Annotated in this window: 28 protein-coding genes; 6 read left to right on the top strand and 22 right to left on the bottom strand. The window is 36.5% G+C overall.

From position 1 onward, the window contains the following. Window positions 1-463: 463 nt before the first annotated feature. The 10 genes from PLX19_RS21635 to PLX19_RS21590 all read right to left on the bottom strand — a co-directional run bounded on the left by PLX19_RS21635 (window position 464) and on the right by PLX19_RS21590 (window position 10,421). Window positions 464-1,840, bottom strand: a complete 1,377-nt coding sequence (locus PLX19_RS21635; protein WP_272190944.1) for a UDP-N-acetylmuramoyl-tripeptide--D-alanyl-D-alanine ligase — start codon at window positions 1,838-1,840, stop codon at window positions 464-466. A 61-nt stretch (window positions 1,841-1,901) separates the two neighbouring features. Then, window positions 1,902-2,990 carry a D-alanine--D-alanine ligase gene (locus tag PLX19_RS21630; RefSeq protein ID WP_272190958.1) on the bottom strand — a complete coding sequence of 363 codons (1,089 nt, stop codon included), beginning with the start codon at window positions 2,988-2,990 and terminating at the stop codon, window positions 1,902-1,904. A gap of 237 nt (window positions 2,991-3,227) precedes the next feature. Beyond that, window positions 3,228-4,502 carry an MDR family MFS transporter gene (locus tag PLX19_RS21625; RefSeq protein ID WP_272190943.1) on the bottom strand — a complete coding sequence of 425 codons (1,275 nt, stop codon included), beginning with the start codon at window positions 4,500-4,502 and terminating at the stop codon, window positions 3,228-3,230. A gap of 156 nt (window positions 4,503-4,658) precedes the next feature. Then, on the bottom strand, window positions 4,659-6,074 hold the full coding sequence (locus PLX19_RS21620) for an amino acid permease (RefSeq protein ID WP_272190942.1): 1,416 nt from the start codon (window positions 6,072-6,074) through the stop codon (window positions 4,659-4,661). Window positions 6,075-6,376: 302 nt separating this feature from the next. Continuing rightward, on the bottom strand, window positions 6,377-7,546 hold the full coding sequence (locus tag PLX19_RS21615) for a homogentisate 1,2-dioxygenase (protein ID WP_272190941.1): 1,170 nt from the start codon (window positions 7,544-7,546) through the stop codon (window positions 6,377-6,379). Continuing rightward, window positions 7,512-8,468 carry a fumarylacetoacetate hydrolase family protein gene (locus PLX19_RS21610; RefSeq protein ID WP_272190940.1) on the bottom strand — a complete coding sequence of 319 codons (957 nt, stop codon included), beginning with the start codon at window positions 8,466-8,468 and terminating at the stop codon, window positions 7,512-7,514. Before PLX19_RS21610 ends, PLX19_RS21615 begins: the two co-directional genes overlap by 35 nt. 93 nt (window positions 8,469-8,561) lie before the next feature. Beyond that, on the bottom strand, window positions 8,562-9,680 hold the full coding sequence (gene hppD, locus PLX19_RS21605) for a 4-hydroxyphenylpyruvate dioxygenase (RefSeq protein ID WP_272190938.1): 1,119 nt from the start codon (window positions 9,678-9,680) through the stop codon (window positions 8,562-8,564). Window positions 9,681-9,946: 266 nt separating this feature from the next. Next, entirely contained in the window at window positions 9,947-10,057 is a 111-nt protein-coding gene (locus tag PLX19_RS21600) for a DUF3948 family protein (protein ID WP_272190937.1), read from the bottom strand. A 90-nt stretch (window positions 10,058-10,147) separates the two neighbouring features. After that, window positions 10,148-10,258 (bottom strand): DUF3948 family protein, encoded by a 111-nt coding sequence (locus PLX19_RS21595; RefSeq protein ID WP_272190936.1) that lies wholly within the window; start codon window positions 10,256-10,258, stop codon window positions 10,148-10,150. 52 nt (window positions 10,259-10,310) lie between these two features. After that, complete coding sequence (locus PLX19_RS21590; protein ID WP_272190936.1) at window positions 10,311-10,421, bottom strand: DUF3948 family protein; 111 nt, start codon at window positions 10,419-10,421, stop codon at window positions 10,311-10,313. 437 nt (window positions 10,422-10,858) lie between these two features. Here PLX19_RS21590 and PLX19_RS21585 point away from each other — a divergent pair, with 437 nt between their 5' ends. After that, window positions 10,859-11,728, top strand: coding sequence for a Cof-type HAD-IIB family hydrolase (locus PLX19_RS21585; protein ID WP_442869079.1), 870 nt, complete (start codon window positions 10,859-10,861; stop codon window positions 11,726-11,728). A 264-nt stretch (window positions 11,729-11,992) separates the two neighbouring features. After that, on the top strand, window positions 11,993-12,193 hold the full coding sequence (locus PLX19_RS21580) for a hypothetical protein (protein WP_272190933.1): 201 nt from the start codon (window positions 11,993-11,995) through the stop codon (window positions 12,191-12,193). A gap of 17 nt (window positions 12,194-12,210) precedes the next feature. Here PLX19_RS21580 and PLX19_RS21575 read toward each other — a convergent pair whose 3' ends face one another. From PLX19_RS21575 to PLX19_RS21545, 8 genes are all read right to left on the bottom strand, one after another. Beyond that, on the bottom strand, window positions 12,211-13,356 hold the full coding sequence (locus tag PLX19_RS21575; RefSeq protein WP_272190931.1) for an ABC transporter permease: 1,146 nt from the start codon (window positions 13,354-13,356) through the stop codon (window positions 12,211-12,213). A gap of 12 nt (window positions 13,357-13,368) precedes the next feature. Beyond that, a complete protein-coding gene (locus tag PLX19_RS21570) occupies window positions 13,369-14,565 on the bottom strand; it encodes an ABC transporter permease (protein WP_272190930.1) in 1,197 nt (398 codons plus the stop codon). A 12-nt stretch (window positions 14,566-14,577) separates the two neighbouring features. Beyond that, window positions 14,578-15,510 (bottom strand): ABC transporter ATP-binding protein, encoded by a 933-nt coding sequence (locus PLX19_RS21565; protein WP_272190929.1) that lies wholly within the window; start codon window positions 15,508-15,510, stop codon window positions 14,578-14,580. Window positions 15,511-15,648: 138 nt separating this feature from the next. Then, entirely contained in the window at window positions 15,649-16,311 is a 663-nt protein-coding gene (locus PLX19_RS21560) for a response regulator (protein WP_272190928.1), read from the bottom strand. Then, window positions 16,308-17,501 carry a sensor histidine kinase gene (locus tag PLX19_RS21555; protein WP_272190927.1) on the bottom strand — a complete coding sequence of 398 codons (1,194 nt, stop codon included), beginning with the start codon at window positions 17,499-17,501 and terminating at the stop codon, window positions 16,308-16,310. Before PLX19_RS21555 ends, PLX19_RS21560 begins: the two co-directional genes overlap by 4 nt. A gap of 501 nt (window positions 17,502-18,002) precedes the next feature. Beyond that, on the bottom strand, window positions 18,003-19,862 hold the full coding sequence (abc-f, locus tag PLX19_RS21550; RefSeq protein WP_442869078.1) for a ribosomal protection-like ABC-F family protein: 1,860 nt from the start codon (window positions 19,860-19,862) through the stop codon (window positions 18,003-18,005). A 132-nt stretch (window positions 19,863-19,994) separates the two neighbouring features. Continuing rightward, complete coding sequence (locus tag PLX19_RS26075) at window positions 19,995-20,111, bottom strand: RAxF-45 family protein (protein WP_442869082.1); 117 nt, start codon at window positions 20,109-20,111, stop codon at window positions 19,995-19,997. A 281-nt stretch (window positions 20,112-20,392) separates the two neighbouring features. After that, on the bottom strand, window positions 20,393-20,605 hold the full coding sequence (locus PLX19_RS21545; RefSeq protein WP_272190925.1) for a hypothetical protein: 213 nt from the start codon (window positions 20,603-20,605) through the stop codon (window positions 20,393-20,395). A 145-nt stretch (window positions 20,606-20,750) separates the two neighbouring features. Between PLX19_RS21545 and PLX19_RS21540 the strand changes: the two genes are divergently transcribed. After that, window positions 20,751-21,056 (top strand): YciI family protein, encoded by a 306-nt coding sequence (locus PLX19_RS21540; RefSeq protein ID WP_272190924.1) that lies wholly within the window; start codon window positions 20,751-20,753, stop codon window positions 21,054-21,056. A 35-nt stretch (window positions 21,057-21,091) separates the two neighbouring features. Next, window positions 21,092-21,859, top strand: coding sequence for a DUF4931 domain-containing protein (locus tag PLX19_RS21535; protein WP_272190923.1), 768 nt, complete (start codon window positions 21,092-21,094; stop codon window positions 21,857-21,859). An 18-nt stretch (window positions 21,860-21,877) separates the two neighbouring features. Here PLX19_RS21535 and PLX19_RS21530 read toward each other — a convergent pair whose 3' ends face one another. The 3 genes from PLX19_RS21530 to PLX19_RS21520 form a co-directional block, all read right to left on the bottom strand. After that, a complete protein-coding gene (locus PLX19_RS21530; protein ID WP_272190922.1) occupies window positions 21,878-22,411 on the bottom strand; it encodes a transglycosylase SLT domain-containing protein in 534 nt (177 codons plus the stop codon). Window positions 22,412-22,812: 401 nt separating this feature from the next. Next, window positions 22,813-23,571, bottom strand: a complete 759-nt coding sequence (locus PLX19_RS21525) for a TatD family hydrolase (protein WP_272190921.1) — start codon at window positions 23,569-23,571, stop codon at window positions 22,813-22,815. A gap of 607 nt (window positions 23,572-24,178) precedes the next feature. Then, the gene (locus PLX19_RS21520; RefSeq protein WP_272190957.1) at window positions 24,179-24,535 is read right to left on the bottom strand and encodes a YxeA family protein; all 357 of its coding nucleotides are present in this window, start codon (window positions 24,533-24,535) and stop codon (window positions 24,179-24,181) included. Window positions 24,536-24,772: 237 nt separating this feature from the next. Here PLX19_RS21520 and PLX19_RS21515 point away from each other — a divergent pair, with 237 nt between their 5' ends. Then, complete coding sequence (locus PLX19_RS21515; RefSeq protein ID WP_272190920.1) at window positions 24,773-24,877, top strand: DUF3948 family protein; 105 nt, start codon at window positions 24,773-24,775, stop codon at window positions 24,875-24,877. Window positions 24,878-25,214: 337 nt separating this feature from the next. On the opposite strand, the gene PLX19_RS21510 is transcribed toward PLX19_RS21515, so the two are convergent. Then, entirely contained in the window at window positions 25,215-25,826 is a 612-nt protein-coding gene (locus PLX19_RS21510; protein ID WP_272190919.1) for a lysophospholipid acyltransferase family protein, read from the bottom strand. A gap of 323 nt (window positions 25,827-26,149) precedes the next feature. Between PLX19_RS21510 and PLX19_RS21505 the strand changes: the two genes are divergently transcribed. Beyond that, window positions 26,150-26,254, top strand: coding sequence for a DUF3948 family protein (locus PLX19_RS21505; RefSeq protein ID WP_272190918.1), 105 nt, complete (start codon window positions 26,150-26,152; stop codon window positions 26,252-26,254). Window positions 26,255-26,296 lie beyond the last annotated feature (42 nt).

The raw sequence follows: 26,296 nt of genomic DNA, 5'->3' as shown, positions 1-26,296 counted from the left end.
CAAAATGCGTTATCAGCGCAAGATTGCCTGACAATTATAATAAAACTAGCTTTTGAAAAATGAATGTAACAAGTATGCGTACTTTAAACATCCAAACGTAAAGCTAGACAAAAGTAGTCCCGAGACAAATTTATCCCGCTATTCCTGGGTAGTAAAACCCCCACTTCAACCAATTATAACTTTCAAATGGCAGGAGTAATTATCCTAACTATTCATTCAAAAAAGACATTTTCCGTACTTGCGGAAAATGCCCTTTCCCTGATGTTCACATATATAAACGGGCCTACATTTATCACAAAAATACTCTACAACGTTATTACACCCTATCAATTATAAGTTTTGTATGTGTAAAAAGCAAACCCAACTCTCTCCATCTTTACCCTAGATTTCGAATTTATTTATTGTAAGGGGTTCCAGTAATCAACCAATAGAGCAGGCCATATACAAGACAACAAGGCCCTCATTACTTAATCATCGTAATAATTTCCTCTAATTTCATGCCACGAGATGCTTTTACTAATACAACGTCTTTCACATCAATGACTTCTTTTAAATCTTTAACAAGTTCTTCTTTATTGTCATAAGCCTTCACTCGGTCATTAGGAAAATTAATTTTTGCGCCTTCTGCCATTTGTTCCCCGAGCGTACCATACGTAAACACATATGCAATGCGAGCTGGATCAATTAGTTTTCCAACTTCATAATGAAATTGTACTTCTTGGTTACCAAGCTCTAACATATCGCCAAGAACGAGAATTTTTTTAGAAAATCCATTTAATTCATTCATTAAATGGAACGCTGCTTCCATCGCTGTCGGACTCGCGTTATATGCATCATTAATAATTGTTAACCCGGCATCCGTTTTTACAACTTCCATACGCATGCCTGTCATTTTCAAATTCACTAAACCTTGTTTCATTTCTTCCCACGTTACGCCAAAGAACTCAGCAACCGCCATTGATGCTAATGCGTTATATACATTATGTTTCCCAAGAACGGGCAAATAAAATACTACATCCTGCGCTTGATTCATTTTAAAGTGTGTACCTGTCGCTTCCAACTTTACAGATACTGGATAGTAATCATTCGCTCTCGCATCACCGAATGTAATTGTCTTTGCTGATAAATTCATGCCTGGTACACGTGTAGTTAACAATGGCTCATCTCCGTTATAAACAAATACGCCATTATCTTGTAAACCTGACACAATTTCTAACTTTGCTCCTGCAATTTCATCACGAGAGCCCAAATCCATTAAATGTGCTTCTCCAATATTTGTGATAATCGCTGCATCAGGACGAGCAAGCTTTGACAAAAATTCAATTTCACCACGGCTCGACATACCCATTTCTAATACAGCTATTTCCGTATCTTCTTCTAAATTTAAAATTGTCAAAGGAAGTCCGATATGATTATTGAAATTCCCTTCTGTTTTTTGCACTTTAAATTTTGTCCCAAGTAAGCTTGTCACAATATCTTTCGTTGATGTTTTTCCGTTACTTCCTGTTACACCAACTACTTTCACATTTAATTGATCACGATAGTTTTTCGCTAATGTCTGTAATGCTTGTAATGTGTCTTCCACAAAAATAACTGGTACATTTTCCGGTGGGTTTGCCACACCTTTTTTCCATAGCGTTGCAACAGCACCATTTTCTATCGCTTTCCCCACAAAAGTATGACCATCAAAACGTTCTCCTTGAATTGGAACATATAAATTTCCTTGTTCAATCTTCCTTGTATCAATGGAAACACCTTTTATCGCTATATCATTCCACTGCTCCGCTAAACTAGTTCCACATACCATTTGCTCAACTTGCTTCGCTGTTCGTTGTATCATATAAAAACACTCCTTACAAGGAAGAAACACTATTCATTTGAATAGTGCTTCTCCTTTCTTGTTAGATTGTATATTTAATTTTTTGTTTTTCTTCATGACGTTCAATCGCTAAGCGCACTAACTCTTGAATAAGCTCTGGATACGCCAATCCTGTATTTTCCCATAACAGAGGGAACATACTAAATGGCGTGAATCCTGGCATTGTATTTACTTCATTAATAAATACATCACCATCTTTCGTTAAGAAGAAATCTGCTCGCGTTAATCCCGCACCGTCTAAAGATTGAAATGCACGAATCGCATACTCTTTAATCTTCTCATATTCCGCTTCCTTAACTTCAGCAGGAATAACCATCGCCGTATCGCCATCAATGTATTTTGATTTATAATCATAGAATTCTTTTTTAGCTACGATTTCACCTACAACTGAACATTTCGGTTCATCATTTCCTAATACGCCAATTTCCACTTCACGACCAACAATATTCTCTTCTACGATGATTTTACGATCGAATTGGAACGCTTCTTCAAATGCGCTCTCTAACTCAGTACGATTTTTACATTTATTAATTCCAACGCTCGAGCCAAGATTTGCTGGTTTCACGAAACATGGATAGCCTAATGTTTCTTCAACTTTTCCATACGCTTCTGTGCGATTTTTCTCCCAAGCACTGCGAATGAACGAAACATATTTTGCTTGCGGTAAGCCCGCTTCCGCAAAAATATTTTTCATAATAACTTTATCCATACCTGCAGCTGATGCTAATACACCGTTCCCTACATATGGAATATTTATAAGTTCTAACAAACCTTGTACGGTTCCATCTTCACCATTTGGTCCATGTAATAACGGAAAGATTACATCGAGTGCATTCTCTTTATCAGAAGCTGACATCGGGATAATCTCTGAACTTAATGACACAGGAGAAATTGCGTTCTCTTCTCCGTTCAATCGCAACGCTTGAACGCTGTTTATTTCACCTTCAATACGCTCACCGCGAATCCATTGTCCTTGTTCAGTAATATAAATTGGATGAACCTCAAATTTTTCTTGATCTAACGCTTTACTAACAGCAAGAGCTGTTTGTAAAGAAACCTGATGCTCTGCTGATTTTCCACCATATAATAAACCTAATTTAATTTTCATAATGAAATCACCCTAATCGTTTGTTTTCATTTTTCTATTGTAGCACTTTTTACGAAAATAGATAGTTCCTATTTTCCTAAAAGGCGAAACTGTCCACAAATAGTAAGATGGCCACGTCGACATAACAATTTTTCTAGTTATATACCTAATAATATGAGAAAAAGAACTTATTTGTGTATGATGAAAACTTCATCTCGCCATTCGTAGGTAGTAATACCCCCCACTGATTAAAGTTTCATTTTATGACGTTTGCTTTACCATGTTATCCTTTTGTTTTTGCTCTACAAGTCGGTCTAATGATATGTAAACAAGTCCCGCTATCACACATCCGATTCCTAAAATCGTAAATAAAACGTGACCTAACAAACGATCAAGTAAAAAACCTCCAAGTAGCGGACCAAACGCATTACCTGTAATCCATTGTAAGCTAGCCGCTCCCATATACGTACCTCGCAAATGCTCTGGTGCTAAATTTGCTACGAACGTCATTTGGACAGGAGACATAATCATTTCTCCCAATGTATAAATCGCATATACAATTAATAGCGTAACAAGAACTACAGTAGTATTTGCCCCCATTCCGCCAAACCATTTCGGAAGCCATCCGATGGCAAGAAGACCTATTCCAAATAACCAAGCACCATATAGCATCGTTTTTCCTACCGGTTTACCTGTCGCCCATTTCGAAATTTGAAATTGAAACAAAACCACCAAAAGTCCATTCATAGCCATTAAATAAGGAAATGGATTATTCATTCCAAAGATTCCTTTCAGTTCATTATCAAAATGAAGAGGAAGCATACCTTCTGTTTGCGAAAATCCCATTGAAATAACAATTCCAGCTAATAAATAAACCAGTAAAATTTTATCTTGAAACACAACTTTCCATACAGATTGTTTCGTCTCCTCTTCCTTATTCATCTGTGTTATTGTATCTTTTGGCATTGTTTCTTGAATAAGTAGTAAAACTAGTAATGCATAGAAGAGCATAGAAGATGACGCAATCATAAAAATGACCGTTTTAGAAAGCAATGCAACTGAAGCACCTAGAATTGGTCCAATTGCTGCTCCAATATTATGCCCCATCCGCAGCAAACCGTATGCTTCTGTTCGCCTTTCAGGTTCTGTTACATCAGCTACCATAGCGGAAGCTGCTGGATGAAACAACGAATTACTAAGCCCTAAACAAATGGATAGGATAGCATATGGTATAAACCCATCTATAAATAAGAACCCCAGCATTAAAATAGCATTGCTAGCCATTGAAAATATCATAATTGGCTTTCTTCCATAAATATCGGCAATTCGGCCACCTATAAGAGAACCAAAACTTGCCGCAATTGGAGACAGCGCCATAATAATTCCTACTTGTAGCAATGAATCTACTTTATCTTTTAAATATAATGCAAAAAATGGCATTAACATCATCATCGCAATTCCATTTAACGTTTCGCCAATAAATCGAATCCAAACATTACGATCCATTTGCTTTAATTCTTGCCATGTTTTCTTCATATTCTCCCCCTCCTTTTAGGCAGTAAGCGCCCAATCGGTTCAACAATCCAACGAAACCTTCACTTTATCGACCAATTTTCATCTTATATTATTTTTAGAAAAATGTAAATTTTCAAAAACAAAAAGCCGTTCTTTTTCTAGGAACGGCTTTCAACTTTATAGATTAACGGTTTTTTCATCACCAGATTCTTTGTGTAATGCACTATTCTTTCTGCTATATAAGAAATAGACTCCTATTCCAATTACCATCCAAACCCCAAAACTTTTCCATGTAATTGCCGGTAATTGAAGCATTAAATATACACAAAAGATTACAGTTAATGCTGGTAAAAACGGCACAAGCGGCGCTTTAAATGCACGCGGTAAATCCGGATGTGTTTTTCGCATTACAATAACCGCAACTGCAACAAGCGCGAACGCAGATAGAGTTCCGATATTAACAAGGTGAGCTAGTACACTTAAGTCAACAAGTCCCGAAATAAGCGCTGCTATAATACCTGTTATCCACGTATTTAGAAACGGTGTTTTAAACTGCGGATGTACCTTCGCAAAACGGCTCGGCAATAAACCATCACGACTCATTGCATACGATACACGGACTTGACCATACATCATAACTAGCATAACAGTTGTAATCCCTGTAATGGCACCTACTGAAATAACGCCAGCTAAACCATCTTGTCCGATAAATTGAAGTGCAAATGCTACTGGATCTGATATATTTAATTTTCCATACGGTACAATACCTGTCAAAATAAGCGAAACAGCAATGTACAAAACCGTACAAATTAATAACGATGCTATAATACCAATTGGTAAATCACGCTGCGGACGTTTTACTTCTTCCGCCGCTGTTGAAACAGCATCAAAACCAATAAAAGCAAAGAATACCGTCGCTGCACCTACCATTACACCATCAAAACCAAACGGCATAAACGGTGTCCAGTTTTCCGGTTTTACATATTTAACACCAGCAAAGATGAACAATAGAACAACGGTTAATTTAATGAATACCATAATGTTATTTACGCGGGCGCTTTCACGAACACCTCGTGATAAAAGAATCGTCATAATTAAAATAATACAAACAGCTGGTAAATCAATAATACCACCTTTTCCTGCCCCAGGAGCAGAAGCTAAAATGGTTGGAATTTTAATTCCAAATCCATTTAATAAAGACTGAAAATAAGCTGACCATCCATTAGCAACAGCTGATGTTGCTAATAAGTATTCAAGCATTAAATCCCATCCAATTAAAAAGGCAAACACTTCTCCCATCGTTGCATATGTATATGTATACACACTACCCGATACCGGTACGCTAGAAGCAAATTCTGCATAGCAAAAGGCAGCAAAGGCACAAGCTAACGCAGCTAATGCAAAAGATAAAATAATAGCCGGTCCAGAATGTTTCGCAGCAACTACTCCTGTCAAAACGAAAATACCGGTCCCAACAATTGCTCCTACCCCTAACATAGTTAAATCTAATGCTCCTAATGTTCGATTTAATTTCTTCTGGCTTCCCTCTTGCAACAATTGTGTAATCGGCTTTTTTTGAAAGATTTGCTTCATACATAGCACCTCAACATTTACAATTTTCTGAAAATTTTAATATTTACATCCATTTTACTTATTTCACCTTTTTTCGTCAATAACTTAATGAGAAATTTGTCCCTCTGCTACTACTTTGAATAATCCAAAGTAGTGCAGCTCGTTATGGTATTACTAATTAAAAAAAATAAAAATCATAAAAATGGTTTATATTTCTATATTTTTATATCATTTTACAAATATTTTTGGTATTTTATATAAGTCGATTCCTTTATGAGCACAAGCACACCCATCAAATGAGTGTGCTTGTTGTTCTTTACATCTTATACGGTATATGTGCCTTGTTCTAGCCAGCTATACATGTATTTCTCATCTTCCATATCATGCGCATCTTTTATAACGCGCAGTGGCCGGAATGTATCAATCATAACCGCTAGTTCAATTGTTTCTTTTTTACCAAGACTAGCCTCTGTTTTCCCAGGGTGCGGTCCGTGTGGAATACCGCTTGGGTGAAGAGTAATAGACCCTTCCTCTACCCCTTTTCTGCTCATAAAATTGCCTTCTACATAATAGAGTACCTCATCACTATTTACATTACTATGATAATAAGGTGCCGGTATTGCTTCTGGATGATAATCATATAAACGCGGAACAAATGAGCAAACAACAAAGTTATGCCCCTCAAATGTTTGGTGTACTGGCGGCGGCTGATGAATGCGTCCTGTAATTGGCTCAAAATCCTCAATATTAAATACCCATGGATATAAATGTCCATCCCATCCAACAACATCTAAAGGATGATGCTGCAAAACATGTTTATGCATATATCCTCTAGACTTTGTCATCACAACAAATTCACCTTTTTCATCGTACGTTTCCAACGTCTCTGGACCACGAATATCACGCTCACAAAACGGACTATGTTCTAACAATTGTCCGTACTCATTGCGGTAATTACGCGGCGTTGTAATTTGACTATTTGCTTCAACAACGAGAAGTTTTGATTCCCCTGCTTCAGGGATTACCCGATAAATTGTACCGATTGGAATGATAATATAATCTCCTTTTCGGTAATGAATCGTACCAAACATTGTCTCAATTTTTCCAGATCCGTAATGAACAAATAGCATTTCATCTCCGTCACCATTGCGATAAAAATAATCCATTTTTTCCGCCCCGTTTACAACCCCAATTCGTAAGTCTTCATTTCCTAATAGAAAATTCCTTCCGTTCACGGCATCTCCTATTTTTCTATATTCTTTCGTCCGAAAATGACGATGCGCTAACGCCACATCTTCTTCGTACTGCACACGACAAGACCCTGCTAAAGAAGCATGCCCCACTTCTGTTGGCATGTAGTGGTGATACAAAATAGATTGCGTACCAGAAAAACCTTTCGTCCCCATAACTTGCTCACGATAGAGCGTTCCGTCTTGTTTACGAAACTGTACATGTCGTTTACGAGGAAGTTCCCCCATGCGACGATAATACATGTTCATCCCCCGCTTCCTTTTCTGCTTTTACCGTATTACGCAATGTTCCTAAACTAGTAATTTTCAACTCTACCACATCGCCAACTTTCAGCCATCTCTCTGTTCCAAGTTCTAAAATACAGCCGCTTCCAACCGTACCAGAACCAAGCACATCTCCTGGATACAACGTAACACCTTGAGATGCTCGTTCAATCATTTCAGCAAACGTATAATAAATATCTTGAAAATTACCTTTTGACCATTGTTCACCATTAATATGAGCTGTCATTTCTAAATTGTAACGATCCTCATTTCGATATATGTCTAACTCATCTTTCGTCACAATATACGGCCCAAGCGATGTAGCAAAATCCTTTCCTTTTGCCGGTCCAAGTCCGACCTTCATTTCATGCGCTTGTAAATCTCTAGCGCTCCAATCATTCATAATACAATATCCGAAAATATATTCATGTGCTTGCTCGCGCGAAATATTTTTACCTTCTTTTCCAATGACACAAGCAATCTCTAATTCATAGTCAAGTTTCTTCGTTGCGCCTGGACAAACAATAACTTCTTCCGGTCCGATAACAGCGCGATGATTCGTAAAATAAAAAACAGGAATATCATACCACTCTGGAACAATCTCCAAACCACGGCGGCCGCGAGCTGTCTTTACATGCTGTTCAAACGCATAAAAATCACGGATACTTCCCGGATTTGGTAAAGGTGCACAAAGCTCTACATCCGTAATATGATAAATCCCTCTTTCTGGCGTACCAATCTTACTGATGATTTTCATATATTCATCGGATTTCTCTAAAAAAGAAATCATTGTGGACGGAAGTGCCCCATGGCTTGCTATATGCATATCAATAACTTTTTCACCTTCAAGCCATCCAGCTCGCAGTTCTTGTGAAGGAAGACGAAATGTAATAAACTTCATCATTTTCTCTCCTCGCTTAAAAAGTAAAGCGCGGGAGGAAGGAGCATCTCTCCTCACCATTATCCCGCTCTAACAGACAGTAGAATTTTTACTTTACAGATTTCCGCGACGCGCCTGTTCTCTTTCAATCGATTCGAATAATGCTTTAAAATTACCTTCACCAAATCCTCTTGATCCTTTACGCTGAATAATCTCAATAAATAAGGTTGGACGATCCACAATTGGCTTCGTGAAAATTTGTAATAGATACCCTTCATCATCACGATCCACAAGAATTTTTAGTTCTTTTAATTTTTCAATCTCTTCATCAATTTGACCAACACGCGCTGTTAACTCTTCGTAATACGTATCTGGCGTATCTAAAAATTCGACGCCATTTGCACGTAGCGCAGAAACGGTTTTCACAATATCATTCGTTAATAATGCAAGATGTTGTACACCAGCTCCGTTATAGAACTCTAAATACTCTTGAATTTGTGATTTTCTTTTTCCTTCTGCTGGTTCATTGATTGGAAACTTAATCCGGCTTCCATTTGTCATTACTTTCGACATTAACGCAGAATACTCCGTACTAATATCATCATCGTCAAAATGAATCATTTGTTTAAAGCCCATTACATTTTCATAATAACTTACCCATTCCTCCATTTTTTCCACATTTCCAACAACATGATCAACAGCTACTAAACCTGTTTCTTCTACTGGAACAATTGATGTAAATGGTTCATATCCTGGCATAAACGCACCTTTATAATTTTTTCTTTCTACAAGTGTATGAATCGTATCACCGTATGTGCCAATGACCGCCTTTTTAAGAGTTCCATGTTCATCAGATAGCTCTTCTGGCGGAGCAATCGCAACTGCACCACGCTTTACAGCTTCTGTATATGCTTTCTCTACATCTTCTACTAGAAGTGCCACATCTTTTACACCATCACCGTGCTGTTTTACAAACTCGGCAATGCGGCTATTTGTATTTAAAGCACCTGACACAACAAAACGCATATTTTTTTGTACAAGTACGTAAGATACTTTATCTCGATTTCCTGTTTCTAAACCAGAATATGCAGCAATGTTGAATCCAAATGCTCTCGCAAGGTAATAACTCGTTTGTTTTGCATTACCAACATAAAATTCTAGATGATCAACATCACGTACTGGGAAAAAATCCTCCATCTGTGCCGCTAAAGTATCCATAGACTTTTGTTTCATAACTTCCTCATCCCCCTACAATATAAATTTTAAATACCTTCTCCCAAAACCGTAAACGCTTCCAAATACAATCGAAAAAACAAATTGCACCACAACTTATTTGTCAATTTTAAATTTTCTATCTTTTCCGTCAAATACCTTCCTTTTTCTCACATAGAAAATTCGACTTTTTTCTATCTATCCCATACGAAGTAACGTTTTCCCTATTAATAGCGAAAAAAAAAGAACTTCGGTTTTCGAAGTCCTTCTTTTCTTTCACGTTCAAATTATACTAAAGCACTTGATAGAAACATAATCAATGCTGTTAAGGCCATTGCTACTCCTGCTGATCCTAATAAGTCCATTTTTGTTAATTGTAATACTTCTCTATTTTCCATTATTCTCATTCTCCCTTTAATAGATTTCTATATGTAACTTGCATTTTGTAATAGTTTTCCGCTCTACTTTCTATACAAAATTGCTATGATTTACACTAAGACACTTGATAGAAATACGATGAATGCTGTTAATGCCGCTGCTGCTCCTGCTGATCCTAATAAGTCCGTTTTTGTTAGTTGTAATACTTCTTTGTTTTCCATTGTTCTCATTCTCCTTTTATAAGATGTATATATCCTGCTCGTTTTCTACAAATTAAACCAAAACACTTGATAGAAATACGATGAATGCCGTTAATGCCGCTGCCGCTCCTGCTGATCCTAGTAAATCTGTTTTTGTTAGTTGTAATACTTCTTTGTTTTCCATTGTTCTCATTCTCCTTTTTTATAAGTATTTATATGTAATTTAAATTTATGTCATCTTCAAGAAATAATTTATTCAAAGTTTTTATATTAACGTTACATCGAAACATTAACTGTAACGTTTGTAACATTAATGTAACATAACTGTTTTATTTAAGCAATAGCTCTATGAATTTATTACAAATTTTTTTAGGAATCTTTAATACTATTATTACTTTCTAATATATGTGTAATAGTTTCGACATATAAGTCGCTACTATGCAGAATACTACATGATTGCTACTCGCTTTCTCCTTTTGTTTTAAACATTGCACAAGCATTGATCGTTTCTATGCGCGGCCAAATGCTCTCGTCCCCACCCTCTTAAAAAGAAAGAAGGTTTTTATGTCGGTGTTTTAACTTGTATATATATAGTATGATGGAAACAAAGAGGTGATCATTTTGAAATTAATCGCACTTGATATGGATGGCACACTATTATCATCCAATCTAGAAATTTCCAATGAAAATTTAAAAGCAATCCGAGATGCTGAAGAAGCAGGACACATCGTTATGATTTGTTCCGGCAGAGCTAAAGAAGATATTTTAAAACTACTTGAGCAATATCAATTATCCCTTCCACTAGGAGCTAGTAACGGGGCAATAGTATACGCTGATGGAAAGGTCATTCACTCACGTACTTTGAAAAAAGAAAAAGTATATGAAATTGCCAAGCAGCTCGAAGCGGAGGAGTTTCCGTATAAACTCTATACAAACAAAGGTGTGTATGCACCATATAATTGGAAAGAGCAAGTTACGAAATCTTTTCAACTAAACAAAGAGTCTCTTGACATTACAATTGAAGAAATTGAACGAATTACCGAAAAACAACTAAAGGCTAACTTAATTACAACATTCCAAAGTATCGAAGATGTAATATCCGATTCAACTATTGAAATTTCAAAATTCTTCATCCTTACATTCAATAAAACGAATCGTACACAATTGCTACAATTATTAAAAAAAGATAAAGCAGTAATGGTGACTGCATCTGCTCCAACAAACTTAGAAATCATGGACGAACATGGGCATAAAGGCAACGGATTGCAGGAAATGGCAAAATACTTTCATATCCCTTTACAAGATACAATTGCCATTGGAGATAATTTTAATGATGTACCAATGTTAGAAGTAGCAGGTTTGTCGATTGCAATGGGAAATGCAGAGGATGATGTCAAACAACTATGTGATATCGTAACAGCGACAAATGATAAGAATGGTGTAGCTTATGCCATCGAACAACATATTTTACCTAAAACAATACAAGGTTGATAAAAATAGAAAAGAAGATAACCACCGACTATGTATAGTGTGGTTATCTTCTTTTTCATTTTCTGTACATCGATGAAATTTCGGGTACTTCTTCCTTACAAGTATATAAGTTTTATTTTTCAACATATAACTCGCTTCTATGCACAGCTAGATGCTCTGGTCTCTCCTCTTAAAAGGTAATTTTAAAATATTAGAAAATCTATTCTACTTTTTGTAAACCGAGCATACGATAATAGCAGAGATTCCTAATAAAGGGGAAAAAACATGGACAAGTTATTCCTATATGTCTTGAACTATATTTGTTTAATGCTCGTCATATTAGGAGCATTACTCTTATTCCCATTCTTCCCGACGTTCGTCCTCTTTTCAGTGTGCATCTTCATGTTCGGGATTGCAATTATCATTTCACTTAGGCCAACAGAAGTACAAGAAAAAGAAAGCAGAATTCAGCGTGCAAAGCTGTAAATTCTGCTTTCTTTTTTTCAATCATAACGTATTCTTGTTAAACCGATGGCAAAGAAGATACCGGCAAATAGAAGTAACACTCCAATATATCCTGTTATATCTGCCAGTCCTCCTCCTCCCGCAATCAATTCTGTAAAACCACGCATTGCCCACGTTTGCGGGACAAAGTTTGCAATCTTTTGCATAAACTCCGGTTCTATTTCAATTGGCCAATACAGTCCGCTAATCATACAGGTCGAAATAATGATGATATTTCCTAATGCCGATTGTTGCTCTGTCGTTTTCACAACACTCGCTAACAATAAAGCTAGCCCAATAACAGCAAGTAATAGCACCGAAACAAGTACAATAATTCCTAACGCATTTCCCCACTGTACATCAAATAATAGATTCGTTAATATCATAAGTGCTCCAAATTGAAACCAACCAATTAAAAAGAATGAGAGAATATAACCAGCTAATACTTGCGCTCTTGTAACAGGTGTTTCCAACAAACGATGCCATACTCCCATTTGCTTTGCTTTTAAAATCGTTCCTGTGCTACTGAGCATAACAATCATTACAAATAAAATTGAAAATCCTGCCGCTCTAGCTGATACACCATTAATCGTTTTCTTTCCTGTTACGATAGATTCTTTTTGAATTTGAACAGGCTCTGCTTTCGTATGAATGGTTTCGTACATTGTCTCCCAAGACTTTCCGCTATTTTGACTCCATACATTTGCTCCTTTTACTTCTACTTCCATTTTTTTTAGTGTATTTTGTAGCACGTGTTCTACAGAAGCACCGCCTGTAAAATCAGCACTAGATTGAAATAGAACTTTATCACTTTTTCCATCTAACATTTGCTTTTGAAAGTCTTTCCCAATTGTTACAATACCAGAGGCTTTTTTATTTTTAATTTTCTTCTTTGCTTCTTCATATGATCCTTTTTCCACACTCACAAGATCGCTATGCGTTAATGATTCATAATAAGAAGCTGACAATTTTGATTGATCTTCATCAACCAAAATAATTTTCACCTTATCATTACTACTTCCACCTAGAAGTCCGCCAAAAATTAACGTAAAAATAATTGGCATACCTAACATCAGAAGATAATTTTGCGGCTTCATCAATATTTGCTTTAGCTCTAGTGAACAAATCGCCCAAATTTTTTTCACTGCTCTCTCCTCCTATCTAGTACGTAACTGTAATGTTCCAATGATAACGGAAAGTATGCCAGCACTAGATAAACTTAAAATAATTGGTAGTAACGTATTCCAAGACGTCCCTGACATAATATCTAGGAAACTCGTAAGCGCCCATTTATTTGGTGCAATATTAGCAACCTTTTGCAGCGCATCTGGAAATGCATAAATTGGTAACATAGAACCGCCTAATATCGCTAACAGTTGAATACCAATCCCGCCTATAACATCAGCCGTTTTTTCATCTCGAATAAATGCAGCAATCAGCATTGATAATCCCGACACACAAATTGCATAGGAAACTCCCACTGCAATAAGCTGTGCAATGTCATCCCCCCAATTCACACCGAATACATAATGGGTTGCAATGACAAATACGCCAAATTGAATACATGCGAATAGTAATGTTCCGAAGAATTTACCTAACAAAACAGAATAAGAACTTGTCGGTGTCGTTAACAACCTTGCCAACGTTTCTGTTCTTTGTTCCCCTACAATTGATTTTGCACCAACAGTTACGTTATATAGAAGAAACATAACTAACATCGCTGCAGCATAATACTGCATAGCTACAACTGTTTTCTTACCAATTGTGCCTGTTTTAATTCCATTTTCACTTGAAGTTGCAATGGCTGGTAGATCGGTTCCCATATTCTTTGCTACTTCTTGCACATTTCCTTGTTGAGATTGCGCCAGGTCCGTTACTACGCTCTTTGTAGCAAAAGCTACCGTTTGCGCTCGTTCAGCAAAAGACTGAATGAATGAATCGGCAATTTTTGCTTGTATGTCTTTGGCAGGATCAGTAAGCAGTTCAACTTCTTTTAGTTTTCCTTCTTGTATATGTTCACTCCACTGCTTCGGCAGTATAATCCCTACATCAACCTTCTTCTCTTTCAACATCTTTTCTAAGTCGGCTCGCGACGAAACTTTCTCGACCTTCACATCATCTTTTATTTCTTTTGCCTCTAATACATTTGTTCGAAACATAGTAGCAACCGTATCTTCATCTTCTTGATAGTATCCAATTACCGTTTTCGGTAATCCACCTTCATCTAGGGCCGCACTTAAAGCTGACCCTAAAATAGCTGTTAATAAAAGCGGCATAAGTAACATCATTATGAAACCACGCCGATCTGTAAAACGTATCTTAAAATCTTTCCATGCGATAACAAAACTTTTCATATTCTTTCCTCCTTAATCACGAAGTGAACGACCAGTTAGTTGTAAAAAAAGTGCTTCTAAATTCGGTTCTTGTACTTCAAGCTTTGCAATTTGCACACGATTTCCAACAATCTCTGAAACGACCATACCAACTGCATCACTATGTGTTAGAGCAATATCAATCGTATTCGAATCCTCATCCGTTACAATACGCTCTACAACAGGAAGTGCTTGTAATTTCTGCAATAATTCTTGATCGTAACGATTAACCTGTAGCTTCACCATGAAACCATCTGCAAGACGAGTACATAGTTCGCTTTTCGTTCCAAGCGCAATCACTTTTCCATGATCTACAATCGCAATGCGCTCACATAAATATTCGACTTCCTCCATGTAATGACTCGTATAAATAACTGTCATTCCCTTTTCATTTAACTTTTTCACTGTTTCTAAAATATGATTCCGTGATTGCGGGTCAATTCCAACTGTCGGTTCATCCATAATTAATAGTTCAGGTTCATGCATAAGTGCTGCACCAATATTTACACGGCGCTTCATACCGCCTGAAAATGTTTCAATCTTATCTTTCGCACGGTCTTCTAAACCAACATATGCTAGCACTTCATCCGCACGTTTCTTTGCTGCCGCTCCGCTAAGTCCGTACATTTTCCCCCAGAAAATTAAATTCTCTTTCGCCGAAAGTGTCGGATATAAAGCAATATCTTGCGGAACAACACCAATTTTTTGTTTCGTCTCCAACGGATGCTCTTTCACAGACTTTCCATCAACGCGTATATCCCCGCTATCATATGGAAAGAGCCCACAAATCATTGAAATTGTTGTTGATTTCCCTGCACCATTTGGACCAAGTAATCCAAATGTTTCTCCTTTTTCAATCGAAAATGACACACCTTTTACAACTTCTTTTTTTCCAAAGGATTTTGTAATATGATCTACGACTAACATGTCGATTCAACCCCTTTAATGTAATCTCATTCTGATTGTAAAAGAATCCCCTCATCCTTCCATCGCTCTTTAGATAGAAAATACATAATAAAAAAGCAGCATCATCTGCTGCTTTTTCATACTTATCTATGCCAAAAGTCATATGTAAGCTGTCACACCGTACCTCACAGCAAAAATAGCTGCTTGCGTTCGGTCGCGAAGCTCCAATTTACTAATAATATTGGAGACATGATTTTTTACCGTTCCTTCTGTAATAAATAATTTCTCCGCGATTTCTTTATTATTTAATCCATATCCTAATTCCCGCAACACTTCCACTTCCCGTTCTGTTAACTGCTCTATTTGTTTTGGAGCATGTTGCTCGGCAATACTATCTACTTTCGCTCTCTTCAATTCTTTCACAATTTCAGCAGTCATATCTTGAGGGAGTACAACTCCTCCTGCATGTACAGTCAAGATTGCTTGCACAATTGTATCTGTCGCCATGTCTTTTAATAAATAACCGCTTGCCCCTTGTTCAAGTGCTTCAAAAATAAGTTCACTATCATTAAACGTCGTCAACATCAGTACTTTTATATGAGGAAATCGCTCCCTTATTAAACGTGTTCCTTCTACACCGTTTGCACGCGGCATACGGATATCCATTAAAATGATTTCAGGCTGAAACTGTTCGGCATTTTGTACAGCTTCTTCTCCATCACTTGCAGTTCCAACCACTTCAAGTTCTGGGCGTAAATTTAATAACATCGCTAATCCATCGCGAACTAACGACTGATCATCAACAATCATAATTCGAATCATACCGTTCCCCCTATCACCCACGTCTTTTCTCTTAGTGGGAACTCTACGTTTAATTGAAATCCCTTCTCTTTTTCACTTTCAAACAGAATCATTCCTCCGCGTTCTTCTACACGTTCTTTCATATTAATAAGTCCAAAGCCGGGATGCACCTCATTTACGCCTGCTCCATCATCAGAAATAGAGATGTGTACTTTTCCATCCAAGCATGAAAGCACGATCTCACATGTAGTTGCCTTACCATGACGCTTTGCATTTGTTAATGACTCCTGCATAATACGCAATATTGTTGGATGTAGTGACAATGGAATGATGACTGGATCACCTTGCAATTTAAATGTCGTTCTCACATTTGTTGCATTCGAAAATTCACCTAGCATCCGTCTAATATTACCGACTAAATCCCCCATATTCTCTTCTTCTTTCAAAGTTCGAACAGATGCTCTTACCTCTTGTAACGATTTCCTTGCTAACTGGTGACATGTTTGCAGAACTGCCTCAGTCTGATTTGATTTTTGTTTCCATAACTCCTCAGCAAGTTGCAGTTGAACAAGCAATGCCGTCATATTATGACCAACCGTATCATGAATTTCACGCGCAATATCATTGCGTTCTTTCACTGCCGTTAATTCTTCCACCTCTTTTGCATATAGCTGTAATTGCTCATGTGCTTCTTGAAGCGCTTCATGCGATGAAGTCAACTTTTCATACTGTTCATCTACCGTTTGGCGAGCTAGCGTTAATTTTTTAATTAGTCCTCCAGTAAGAGCACTAAATACAACGAACATAAAAGAAATAATATTGCCCCAAATTTCAAACGCTCCAAAATATTGATATGAATATATTAAAATAGCAAACCAACAGATAAAGAAAAATCCTATAAAAAAACGGGCTATCACTTTCGATTGAATGTTAATAAATAAAGTTACCGCATCTACACCGAACAAAATTAAATATAAATCTACTTTTGGAAATAAGAATCCAAATATAGCTGTTACAATCCCGTTCGATAACAATATAAAAAATATTCGCCGTTCTCCGCTATATGACGTCATAAGTAAACAATGATTTCCCAAATAAATCAAACAGGCAGCACCAACAAATAATTGCAAGGCTAGTTCTCCATGTGGAATATGCAGTGCATATACAACACAAATGAGCACAATCGTAAGTAGCCGGGCATATCCTAGCATAAAGTTTCCTCCCGTATTCAAACAAAATATACAGACTCCATATTCTTTCCCTCTTTATATCCCTCCTTTTCAGAAACGCAAAAATCCGAATTATCAAACTATCTTTTCAAAAATGGGAATGCCACACTAAAATTCCAATATACAGAAACTATAAGTATTTTATGGTAAAGTGGAGTTGTGGCTAATATGTAAAGGAGAATGATACCTTATGAGTCTAAAACTTAAAAGACCTTTAATTTTATTAATTCCCCTCTATATTATTTTTGTTTTATTTGATTATTATAATTATAATCAATTTAAATGGATCGAGAATATTATACAATCAGTATTTTTTGTAGTATTTTATGAATTTTTCATGTGGTTATTTTCTACAAAAAAAGAATCAACATCTAAAAATTAAACGGGTCACGTGTAATACAACAACAAAGCGATGACTTAAATGAATTTATATATAAGATACATACACAATTTAAAAAGCTGGTATCCACCAGCTTTTTAGTTCTACATATCTATATCATTCTCTAAATCCTCATATAATTTTGTTCTTAACAATTCTTTTTCCTCTTTTTCATGATGCAACTTCTCTAATTCTGCAACATTTTTCATTTTAGCCATTTTGCAGTCTATCTCATATATACTTTGCTCCACATTCATAAGTTGCTCTTCCAGATCGATAATCTCCTTATTTATAGGCTTCGGCACAGCTGCTACTCGTTCCTTTTTCACAAAGCTTCGTTGTTCTGTTTCTCTTTTTTCTTGCCACTTTTCACGTGCCCAAGCGTAATTTCCAACAAATCCATACGCTGTTTGATTATCAATCCAATACGTTTTAGGGAACAATTTATTTAAGAAGTAACGGTCATGAGAAACCGCTAAAATCGTTCCATTATACTGTTCAAGTGCTTCTTCTAATACTTCTCTCGATTCAATATCAAGGTGATTTGTCGGTTCATCGAGTACAAAAAAGTTAATATCTTGATGCATGAGCTGGGCCAATCGTAAACGCATTCGTTCACCCCCGCTTAATTGATTCACCTTTTTAAATACAGCTGGTCCGTAGAATAGAAAGCGAGCCAGTATATGACGGGCTTCTCCTTCAGTTACCGCTACCTGCTCCCTAAACATTTCTAATACCGTTTGTTTACTGTTCACATTCATATGTTGAGACAAATAGCCGAGCTTTACTCCGCTACCAATACGAACTTCACCTATATCTGGATTCATTTCTTGTAATAATAATTTCAATAACGTTGTCTTTCCTGTACCGTTCCGTCCCACAATCGCAACACGCTCTTGAAAACGAACATGTAATTCTACATTTTGAAATAAAACACGTTCATCAAAATTCTTTCCCACTTCTTTCATAATCACAACGTCTTTCCCGCTTCGTTCTTGTCCTTCAAATTGAAGGCCCATTTGCTTATGCTCTAAAATTGGTTTCTTCAGTTTTTCCATTCTCTCTAGAGCGCGTTCCATATTGCGGGCACGTTTATGCAATCCCTCGTTTGGCGGATTCGCTTGATTGGCCCATTCCCTAAGCCTTTTAATAGCTTCCTTCATTTTCTTTATTTTCTTTTGCTGCTCTTGATATGCTTGAAACTCTTGTAATAATCTTTCTTCTTTCTCCTTTACAAACTGTGAATAGTTTGTATGGTATACATGTACTTCCCCATCTTCTAAATCAAAAATCTTTGTTACGACTTCATCCAAGAAGTAACGATCATGTGAAATTACAACTACTGTCCCATCATATTCCTTTAAAAATTGCTCAAGCCATTCTACTGCGAATAAATCTAAATGGTTTGTCGGTTCATCTAGAAGCAATAAGTCCGGCTTTTTAAGGAGCATATATGCAAGACACACTTTCGTCTGTTCACCGCCGCTTAGCCCCCTAAAATCGCGTGAAAATAATTCCGTCACTTGCAGTCCATTGGCTACTTTCATCATATTCGCTTCCATTTCATAACCACCTAGAAACGAAAACTGCTCCTGTATTTCTCCGTACTCCGCCATCATTTTTTCCGTAACGCTTATGGCCATCTTCTGTTCAAGTTCTCTCATTTTTCTTTCTAATGCTTGCTCTTTCGCAAATGCAGAACGTAATACATCATATACAGTCATTTCTTCCGCAAACCTCGGAATTTGGGCAACATGACCAATCTGCGTACCTTTCTTCATATGAATCGCACCGCAATCCACATGTTCAATTCCCGTTAACAGTTGAAAAATTGTTGTTTTCCCGCTGCCGTTTCGGCCAACTAAACCAACGCGTTCGCCTTTCTTTATTTCAAATGATATATTCTCAAATATTCTATTTCCACCAAACGTCTTCGCTATATTGTTTACACTACAAATCATCATCTTTTCCGTACTCCTTTCAACGTAAAAAAGCCATGAGTAAAGAACCTTACCCACAGCTTTTATTTCAAAATAGAAAAGAGAACCACCATAGTTCCCTTTTCACACGTTTCTATAAAATGGGTGAAGAGACTTCTATCGTTCAATAGTTATTATGAAATTGCTAAAAAAGGGCATACGTATCCCGTTAGCAACTACACGATGAAAAATTACACGACAAATGTAGATAAAATCTAAAAATTGCGTGCGCATAACTATAGAACGATTCATCTCTTTCACCTCTTTCGTACGGAATTTTATACTTACCTTTTCATTATACTCCCCCAAAACACGTTTGGATAGTCATTTTTCTGAAAATAATGTAAATGACATATTCATACATAAAAGGCAGCTATGGTCCAAAATTAAAAGGAGGAATATCAGATGATCGATATTGTAAAAACCGTTATTCACATTTTAGTTGATGCAAAGCCAATCGTTGATGAAATTAATAATGTATGAAAAGGTGACGAAAACAATAAAGACGAGATATCCTAAATTAGGCAGGGTATCTTGTCTTTATTTTGCCCCATGGTAAATTGCTGTTGGACAATTTTTTTGTAATATGTATGGTTGTCCATCAGTTCTTCATGTGTACCTACACCTGTAACATACCCATCCTCTAATACAAGAATTTGATCTGCTTGTAAGATTGTCGATAAGCGATGTGCAACGACAAACGTTGTCTTATGTAACAATACATTCACCAAAGCTTTTTGTATTTTTTCTCCTGATTCCGAATCTAAACTAGCTGTCGATCCTTCTAATTTTTTCCTAATTCCAATATAAAGGATTTAAAATGACTTTTCACGAATATGTACTAGTTGGAATATGACAAATAGGGGGATAAATATGTTTTTAGCAATGGTAAATTATACCCAACCACTTGAAGTTGTAGAGCATTATCTAGGGGAGCACATTCAATTTTTAGATAAATACTACGACCTAAATAAATTTATATTTTCAGGCCGCCGCAATCCTCGCGTTGGTGGAATCATTTTAATAAATACCGTATCGAAACAAGAGGCAGACGCAATTATAGCGGAAGATCCATTTTATATACATAACGTCGCTCGTTACGAAATAATTGAATTTACACCAACAAAATATGCAGAACCTTTTCAAGTATTTCTTAACAACACTCCGAATACAAGATAATTTCTCATATACATACAGCTACAGGGGGGGAAAAAATGGAGACACAACAACAGCTTTACTTTGTAAATCAGATTAGTCAACAAAAACCAAACAGCATGCAAAATAAAGAATCAGCTTGCCCATTTTGCGATCACACACAACTAAGCAATATTTTAGAAACAGATGAAACAATCATTTGGCTAAAAAATAAATATCCAACATTACAAAATACTTTACAAACAGTCATTATCGAAACCGATAATTGTCATGATCATATTGCAACCTATACAAAAGAGCATATGCGAAAGCTTATCCGATTTTCAGTTGGGCACTGGTTATCGTTAGAGCAAAGCGGAAAGTTCCAATCTGTTATTTTATATAAAAACCATGGGCCTCTATCAGGAGGAACAATCCACCATGCACATATGCAAATTATCGGTATGGAACAAGTTGACTATCGACAAAACGTAAGAACCGAACACTTCAAAGGAATTGTTGTAAGCAAAGAACACGGCATTGAACTAAATATTTCTACTCATCCCATTATCGGTTTTACTGAGTTTAACATTCTAATAGAAAATACAGCTCAAATTGACCTAATGGCTGATTATATTCAAAGAACAGTATGCTACGTATTACACGATTTTCATAAACAATGTAATAGTTATAACATGTTCTTTTATAGTTTAGATGGAAACATTATGTGTAAGATTGTTCCGCGGTTTGTCGTTTCACCGCTATACGTTGGCTATAACATCCCTCAAGTTTCTACACAATTACAAGCAGTAAAAGAACAGCTAGAAACATATTTTACAGAAAAATAGAGTAGGTTATCACGTAACCTACTCTTTCATAATGCCTTTATTTTGATAATATACATTCTCTAATCCAATATTATATTTCATATTTTTATCCGTCCACTCTGTTCCGAGATTACCAGGCCAACCAGATGTGTTCGCCACATATTTAAGTAACTCAAATTCTGTTAATCCCTTTTCCATACCTCTTTTATACCCTTTTGCCAAATGAGGCATAGCAATTTCAGCATTTTTGCGCGGATCTTTCAGCTCCTCATCTGTTACATTCTCAGGAGCAAGTCCACCACCCCGGTGCAATTGAAACAACCCAAACGATGTTCCACGATCTCCAACAGCCCTTGGATTGAAACGACTCTCATGCTCGGCAATTGTAAGAGGTATCCATTCTGGGAGATTATATTTCTTAGCCTCTTCACTAATAATTTGTTTCGCCTGTTTTGCTTCTTCTGAATTAACATAACTCGTTTGGCTTACAGGTTTTCCTGCACCTTCTGATTCGCCTCGAAAAAACATATATACTCCAAAAACAACTAAGAATCCTATAAAGAATTTCTTCATGTATATTACCTCTACTTCCGCTGAAATTTGTCCCCTTTCAGCATTACGTATATACAACTGCTTCATTATCTATCATACCAAGAATATACAGCTTCAACATCCTTCTTAAGCCTGATTTTGTGATACAGAAGATACGAAACAAATATAAAAATGTAATATTTCTCTATCAATCATTGAAACTAGTTTAAACAATCTTCTATATAAGTCCGTTTTAATGTTTCGACATATAACTCGCTACTATGTAGAATACATCATAACCGCTACTGGCTTTCTCCCTTTGTTTGAAAACCTTGCATGTGGCAAGAAAAGGCCCTGGCCGCTCCTATGCACGTCCAGACGCTCTCGTCTTCCCATAAAAAAGAAAGGGGTTTTATGTCGTTTTTTAATTTATATGCATATACTTATAAATTATAAAATTGAACTGTATTTTTATAGATAACTTCCGTTGTATCTTCCAGCGATAGCCCTTTTATTTCACTCACACTTTTTAACACTTGCAAAATCATACTGGGATGCGTCATTTCATCAATAAATTTCCACGGTCCATCCGTTTCGACCATAAGATGTGATAACGGATAAAAAGCAGCAATATCTTTAATTTTTTCTTTATATACAATGTCAGGAGTGACCGAAATATAATACCCATTCTCGATCATTCTCTCCATCGTTTGTTGACTTCCCTTAAACCAATGAAAATGAGCGCGCTGTATTCGATAAGATTCAAGTACATCACAAACAACCTCCGCATCATCGTATACAGCATGTAATATAATTGGTAAATTATACTTTTGAGCCATATGTACAAATCTTTCTAGCATTTCAAGATATGGCTCTAGCAACAGCGCCTGATTTTCTTGACGTAAATAATAAGGCAAACCAACTTCTCCAATCGCCGCGATACGATGTGCTTCTTTATCAATTAATTTACAAATTTTTTCGCATTGCTTAAAATCAACCTTTTGTTCGGGATGATACCCCAGAGCAGGATATATAAATGGATAATTCTTTGATAACTCTAATGTTTGCTGACAAGAATGATAATTCATTGACACCGCAATCAGTCCTGCTATTTCCTTCGTCTTTTGTACATCTTCAATTAACTGGAATTGCTCTTCTTTTTTATATTGATCCAAATGTATATGACTATCAATCCATTTCATTTTTATCACCTTTTCTTGGCAGTGTATATAGATTCATTTTTCAACATATAAGCCTTTTCTATGCACAGCCAGTTGCTCTCGTCCACCTCAAAAGAAAAGGTTTTTATATCATCAACTTGTATTTATATAGTACAACTTTCTAAAAAATATATATAATAAAAAAACAAGAAGGCTCGCCTTCTTGTTCATCTATTTATTAAACAATTAAATTTGTAATTATATCAAAAATCCCAATACATACAATCGCAACGCCAAAGTAGCTAAAACACTCTACTAACGGAAACTTAACTACTTCTTCTTTTTGCATCTCACCTGTCTCCCTTCTATAATCTCCCTAACTTTTATATCTATTTTCATTATGAGAGAAATATGACAAAAGAGCCATTGAATTTGCTTACGTAAATCTTACATTTTTGTAAGGTAGAAAAATAGTCTCACCTCCTTTGAGATGAGACCCACATTTAGTTGGTTGTTAATCCTTTTCATCACATTATTGATTCAGACAGAAAGATGTATTTCGTTCTTTCTGCTTTTATTATAGGTCATACTCGCGACCGCAACTATCGAATTACATTACACGTACCTTACAATATTGTCATACGTCTTTCTATTGTATTGTTAAAAGCTTTCCTCTCACATTGAATGGAATATCTTCTTTATCTATTTCAACTAATCTCTCAGCATAACGGCCTTTTGCAATGATTTCTAACGGTTCATTTTGTTTTAACATTTTCTGAATCGTTTTTGTAATCTTCTGTTCCCGTCCATCTTCATCATATCCAATAAACTCATATTCATACCAGCCATCTCCAATATGTTGACCAATACCTTTTACAACTGTATAATACGCTTTCGTTTGATAAAACGGATTATATCTATCAATTACTGGACCGAGCTTTGTTGGTAATAGTAAGACAACGATAGCAATACTAGCAAGTCCCCCCCAAAATACACGTTTCCGTATTCTTTCCATTTTGGTTTCCTCCCTTGCATTTTATACGTAACCCTTCTTTCAGTTTAAAAAAGAAAGGTTACACATGCCATTGAACTGCCTTACACTTCTCTTACAAAAATGTAAGCTTTCTGTAAGCTAACTCGATGGTTCAAACGGCCCTGATTTCGTACAATGAAATCAGAAACAGGACAGCAACAAATAAAAAAACCTGTTTCTACTACATGAAACAGGTAAGGAGAGATTATAGTGGAGAACCAAATTACTTTTAACAAATTTGATTATGCTCAACTTGCCAGTAGTGCGGCTCTTCTTACAGCATTCATTTACGTTGCCACAGTAATTCTTATATAATTTTGTGTCCCCTTTACCCTTATATAGATAAATTTGAAAAGACGACCTTCTATGCCAGGTCGTCTTTTCCTGTTACCATTATGCTCTTCTATCCCGTTATTCGCGGGCAGTAATACTTCCACCTCAAAGCTAAGCGAAAGCATTGTCCAGCTCTAGCGGCTAGAGTTTCGCCCCCTCATACGAAGCAAAAAGCGCCTCTCTGTCGGGTGCGTGGGCGTCCTGCGATTCTGAGCGAGCCGCTTCCGCTTTTCTTAAGAAGTTAGGCGGGAGATAAACTGCTGGCATGCGCCCGATTGGTGAGGGCTAGTAATCAGCGGGTGATGAAGCCCCCCACTGATTAAAGTTTCACTTTATCTTCTTGCAACGTTTCCTTTAACTGTGTAAACGTCTCATTTAATTTTTCTGTCATCAATCGCATCACTTCTTTACGATCCATTTGCGCTGACTGCTCCACTTGAATCGGATCACCAAAAATTAATTGCGCCTTTTTTCCACGAAACAATTCTTTTAAACTGCTAGGTCCAACGTATGCAGCCGGAACTAACGGAACATTAGAACGAAAGGCAATTGTAACAGCACCAGCTTTCAGGGAAGTCGCTTCTGCCGATCTCGTTCCGCTCGGAAAAATCCCCACAACTTTTCCTTCTTTTAATAACCTAGATGGAATTTTCAGCGTACTCGGTCCTGGATTTGCACGATCAACCGGAAACGCATTTACCCCATTAAAAAACCAATTCCCAAATTTACTTTCAAACAATTCCTTTTTAGCCATATAGTAAATTTTCGTTGGTAACATTCCCGTCGCTAACATGACAACATCCATCCAACTTCTATGAGTACAAGCTACTACATATGCTCCGCTTTGCGGTAATTTTTCTTTTCCATATACTTCTACTTTTCCAAATGTTTTAAATATATATTTCAACACCCTTACAATGAATGTATACATTCGATCTGTTCCCCTCTACAATTTAATTTTTTATAACTGTATTATTTATCATTAATTATAACACTAAGTATTAATAGTTGGTAATAAAATTAAGTGACAATTTTCAAAATCTTTTCTTACAAAACTGTAATCCTACTGTAAGCTAATTCGATAGTTACTCCCTTTCACCTGCCATATACTAAAAACAGAAACAGGACAACAAAAACACAGCGAAAAGGCACTCACATACTAAACAAGGGTCGCAACTACGATGCGACTCGTGTTATCCCCCTTATCGATAAAAAAGTTGTTGTACTGCATTACATAAGTAAGGAGAGATTATAATGGAAAACCAAATTAGTTTTAACAAATTTGATTACATGGGACTTGTAAGCGGTGCAGCTCTTCTTACAGTAGTTATTTATGCACTTGCACATGTCCTTGTATGAAAATCCACTCCCCCCTTTATATTAAAAGTGCTGCTTGTAATT

Source organism: Bacillus sp. BP-3 (assembly GCF_028401955.1).
Classification (GTDB): Bacteria; Bacillota; Bacilli; order Bacillales; family Bacillaceae_G; genus Bacillus_A.
This window is presented reverse-complemented; position numbering and strand designations above follow the sequence as displayed.

Coding starts and splice junctions, on each gene's coding strand:
- PLX19_RS21635 (WP_272190944.1), bottom strand. CDS start 1,840: ATGATACAACGAACAGCGAAGCAAGTTGAGCAAATGGTATGTGGAACT.
- PLX19_RS21625 (WP_272190943.1), bottom strand. CDS start 4,502: ATGAAGAAAACATGGCAAGAATTAAAGCAAATGGATCGTAATGTTTGG.
- PLX19_RS21620 (WP_272190942.1), bottom strand. CDS start 6,074: ATGAAGCAAATCTTTCAAAAAAAGCCGATTACACAATTGTTGCAAGAG.
- PLX19_RS21615 (WP_272190941.1), bottom strand. CDS start 7,546: ATGTATTATCGTCGCATGGGGGAACTTCCTCGTAAACGACATGTACAG.
- PLX19_RS21610 (WP_272190940.1), bottom strand. CDS start 8,468: ATGAAGTTTATTACATTTCGTCTTCCTTCACAAGAACTGCGAGCTGGA.
- hppD (WP_272190938.1), bottom strand. CDS start 9,680: ATGAAACAAAAGTCTATGGATACTTTAGCGGCACAGATGGAGGATTTT.
- PLX19_RS21600 (WP_272190937.1), bottom strand. CDS start 10,057: ATGGAAAATAGAGAAGTATTACAATTAACAAAAATGGACTTATTAGGA.
- PLX19_RS21595 (WP_272190936.1), bottom strand. CDS start 10,258: ATGGAAAACAAAGAAGTATTACAACTAACAAAAACGGACTTATTAGGA.
- PLX19_RS21590 (WP_272190936.1), bottom strand. CDS start 10,421: ATGGAAAACAAAGAAGTATTACAACTAACAAAAACAGATTTACTAGGA.
- PLX19_RS21580 (WP_272190933.1), top strand. CDS start 11,993: ATGGACAAGTTATTCCTATATGTCTTGAACTATATTTGTTTAATGCTC.
- PLX19_RS21570 (WP_272190930.1), bottom strand. CDS start 14,565: ATGAAAAGTTTTGTTATCGCATGGAAAGATTTTAAGATACGTTTTACA.
- PLX19_RS21565 (WP_272190929.1), bottom strand. CDS start 15,510: ATGTTAGTCGTAGATCATATTACAAAATCCTTTGGAAAAAAAGAAGTT.
- PLX19_RS21560 (WP_272190928.1), bottom strand. CDS start 16,311: ATGATTCGAATTATGATTGTTGATGATCAGTCGTTAGTTCGCGATGGA.
- PLX19_RS21555 (WP_272190927.1), bottom strand. CDS start 17,501: ATGCTAGGATATGCCCGGCTACTTACGATTGTGCTCATTTGTGTTGTA.
- abc-f (WP_442869078.1), bottom strand. CDS start 19,862: ATGATGATTTGTAGTGTAAACAATATAGCGAAGACGTTTGGTGGAAAT.
- PLX19_RS26075 (WP_442869082.1), bottom strand. CDS start 20,111: ATGCGCACGCAATTTTTAGATTTTATCTACATTTGTCGTGTAATTTTT.
- PLX19_RS21540 (WP_272190924.1), top strand. CDS start 20,751: ATGTTTTTAGCAATGGTAAATTATACCCAACCACTTGAAGTTGTAGAG.
- PLX19_RS21535 (WP_272190923.1), top strand. CDS start 21,092: ATGGAGACACAACAACAGCTTTACTTTGTAAATCAGATTAGTCAACAA.
- PLX19_RS21530 (WP_272190922.1), bottom strand. CDS start 22,411: ATGAAGAAATTCTTTATAGGATTCTTAGTTGTTTTTGGAGTATATATG.
- PLX19_RS21525 (WP_272190921.1), bottom strand. CDS start 23,571: ATGAAATGGATTGATAGTCATATACATTTGGATCAATATAAAAAAGAA.
- PLX19_RS21510 (WP_272190919.1), bottom strand. CDS start 25,826: ATGTATACATTCATTGTAAGGGTGTTGAAATATATATTTAAAACATTT.
- PLX19_RS21505 (WP_272190918.1), top strand. CDS start 26,150: ATGGAAAACCAAATTAGTTTTAACAAATTTGATTACATGGGACTTGTA.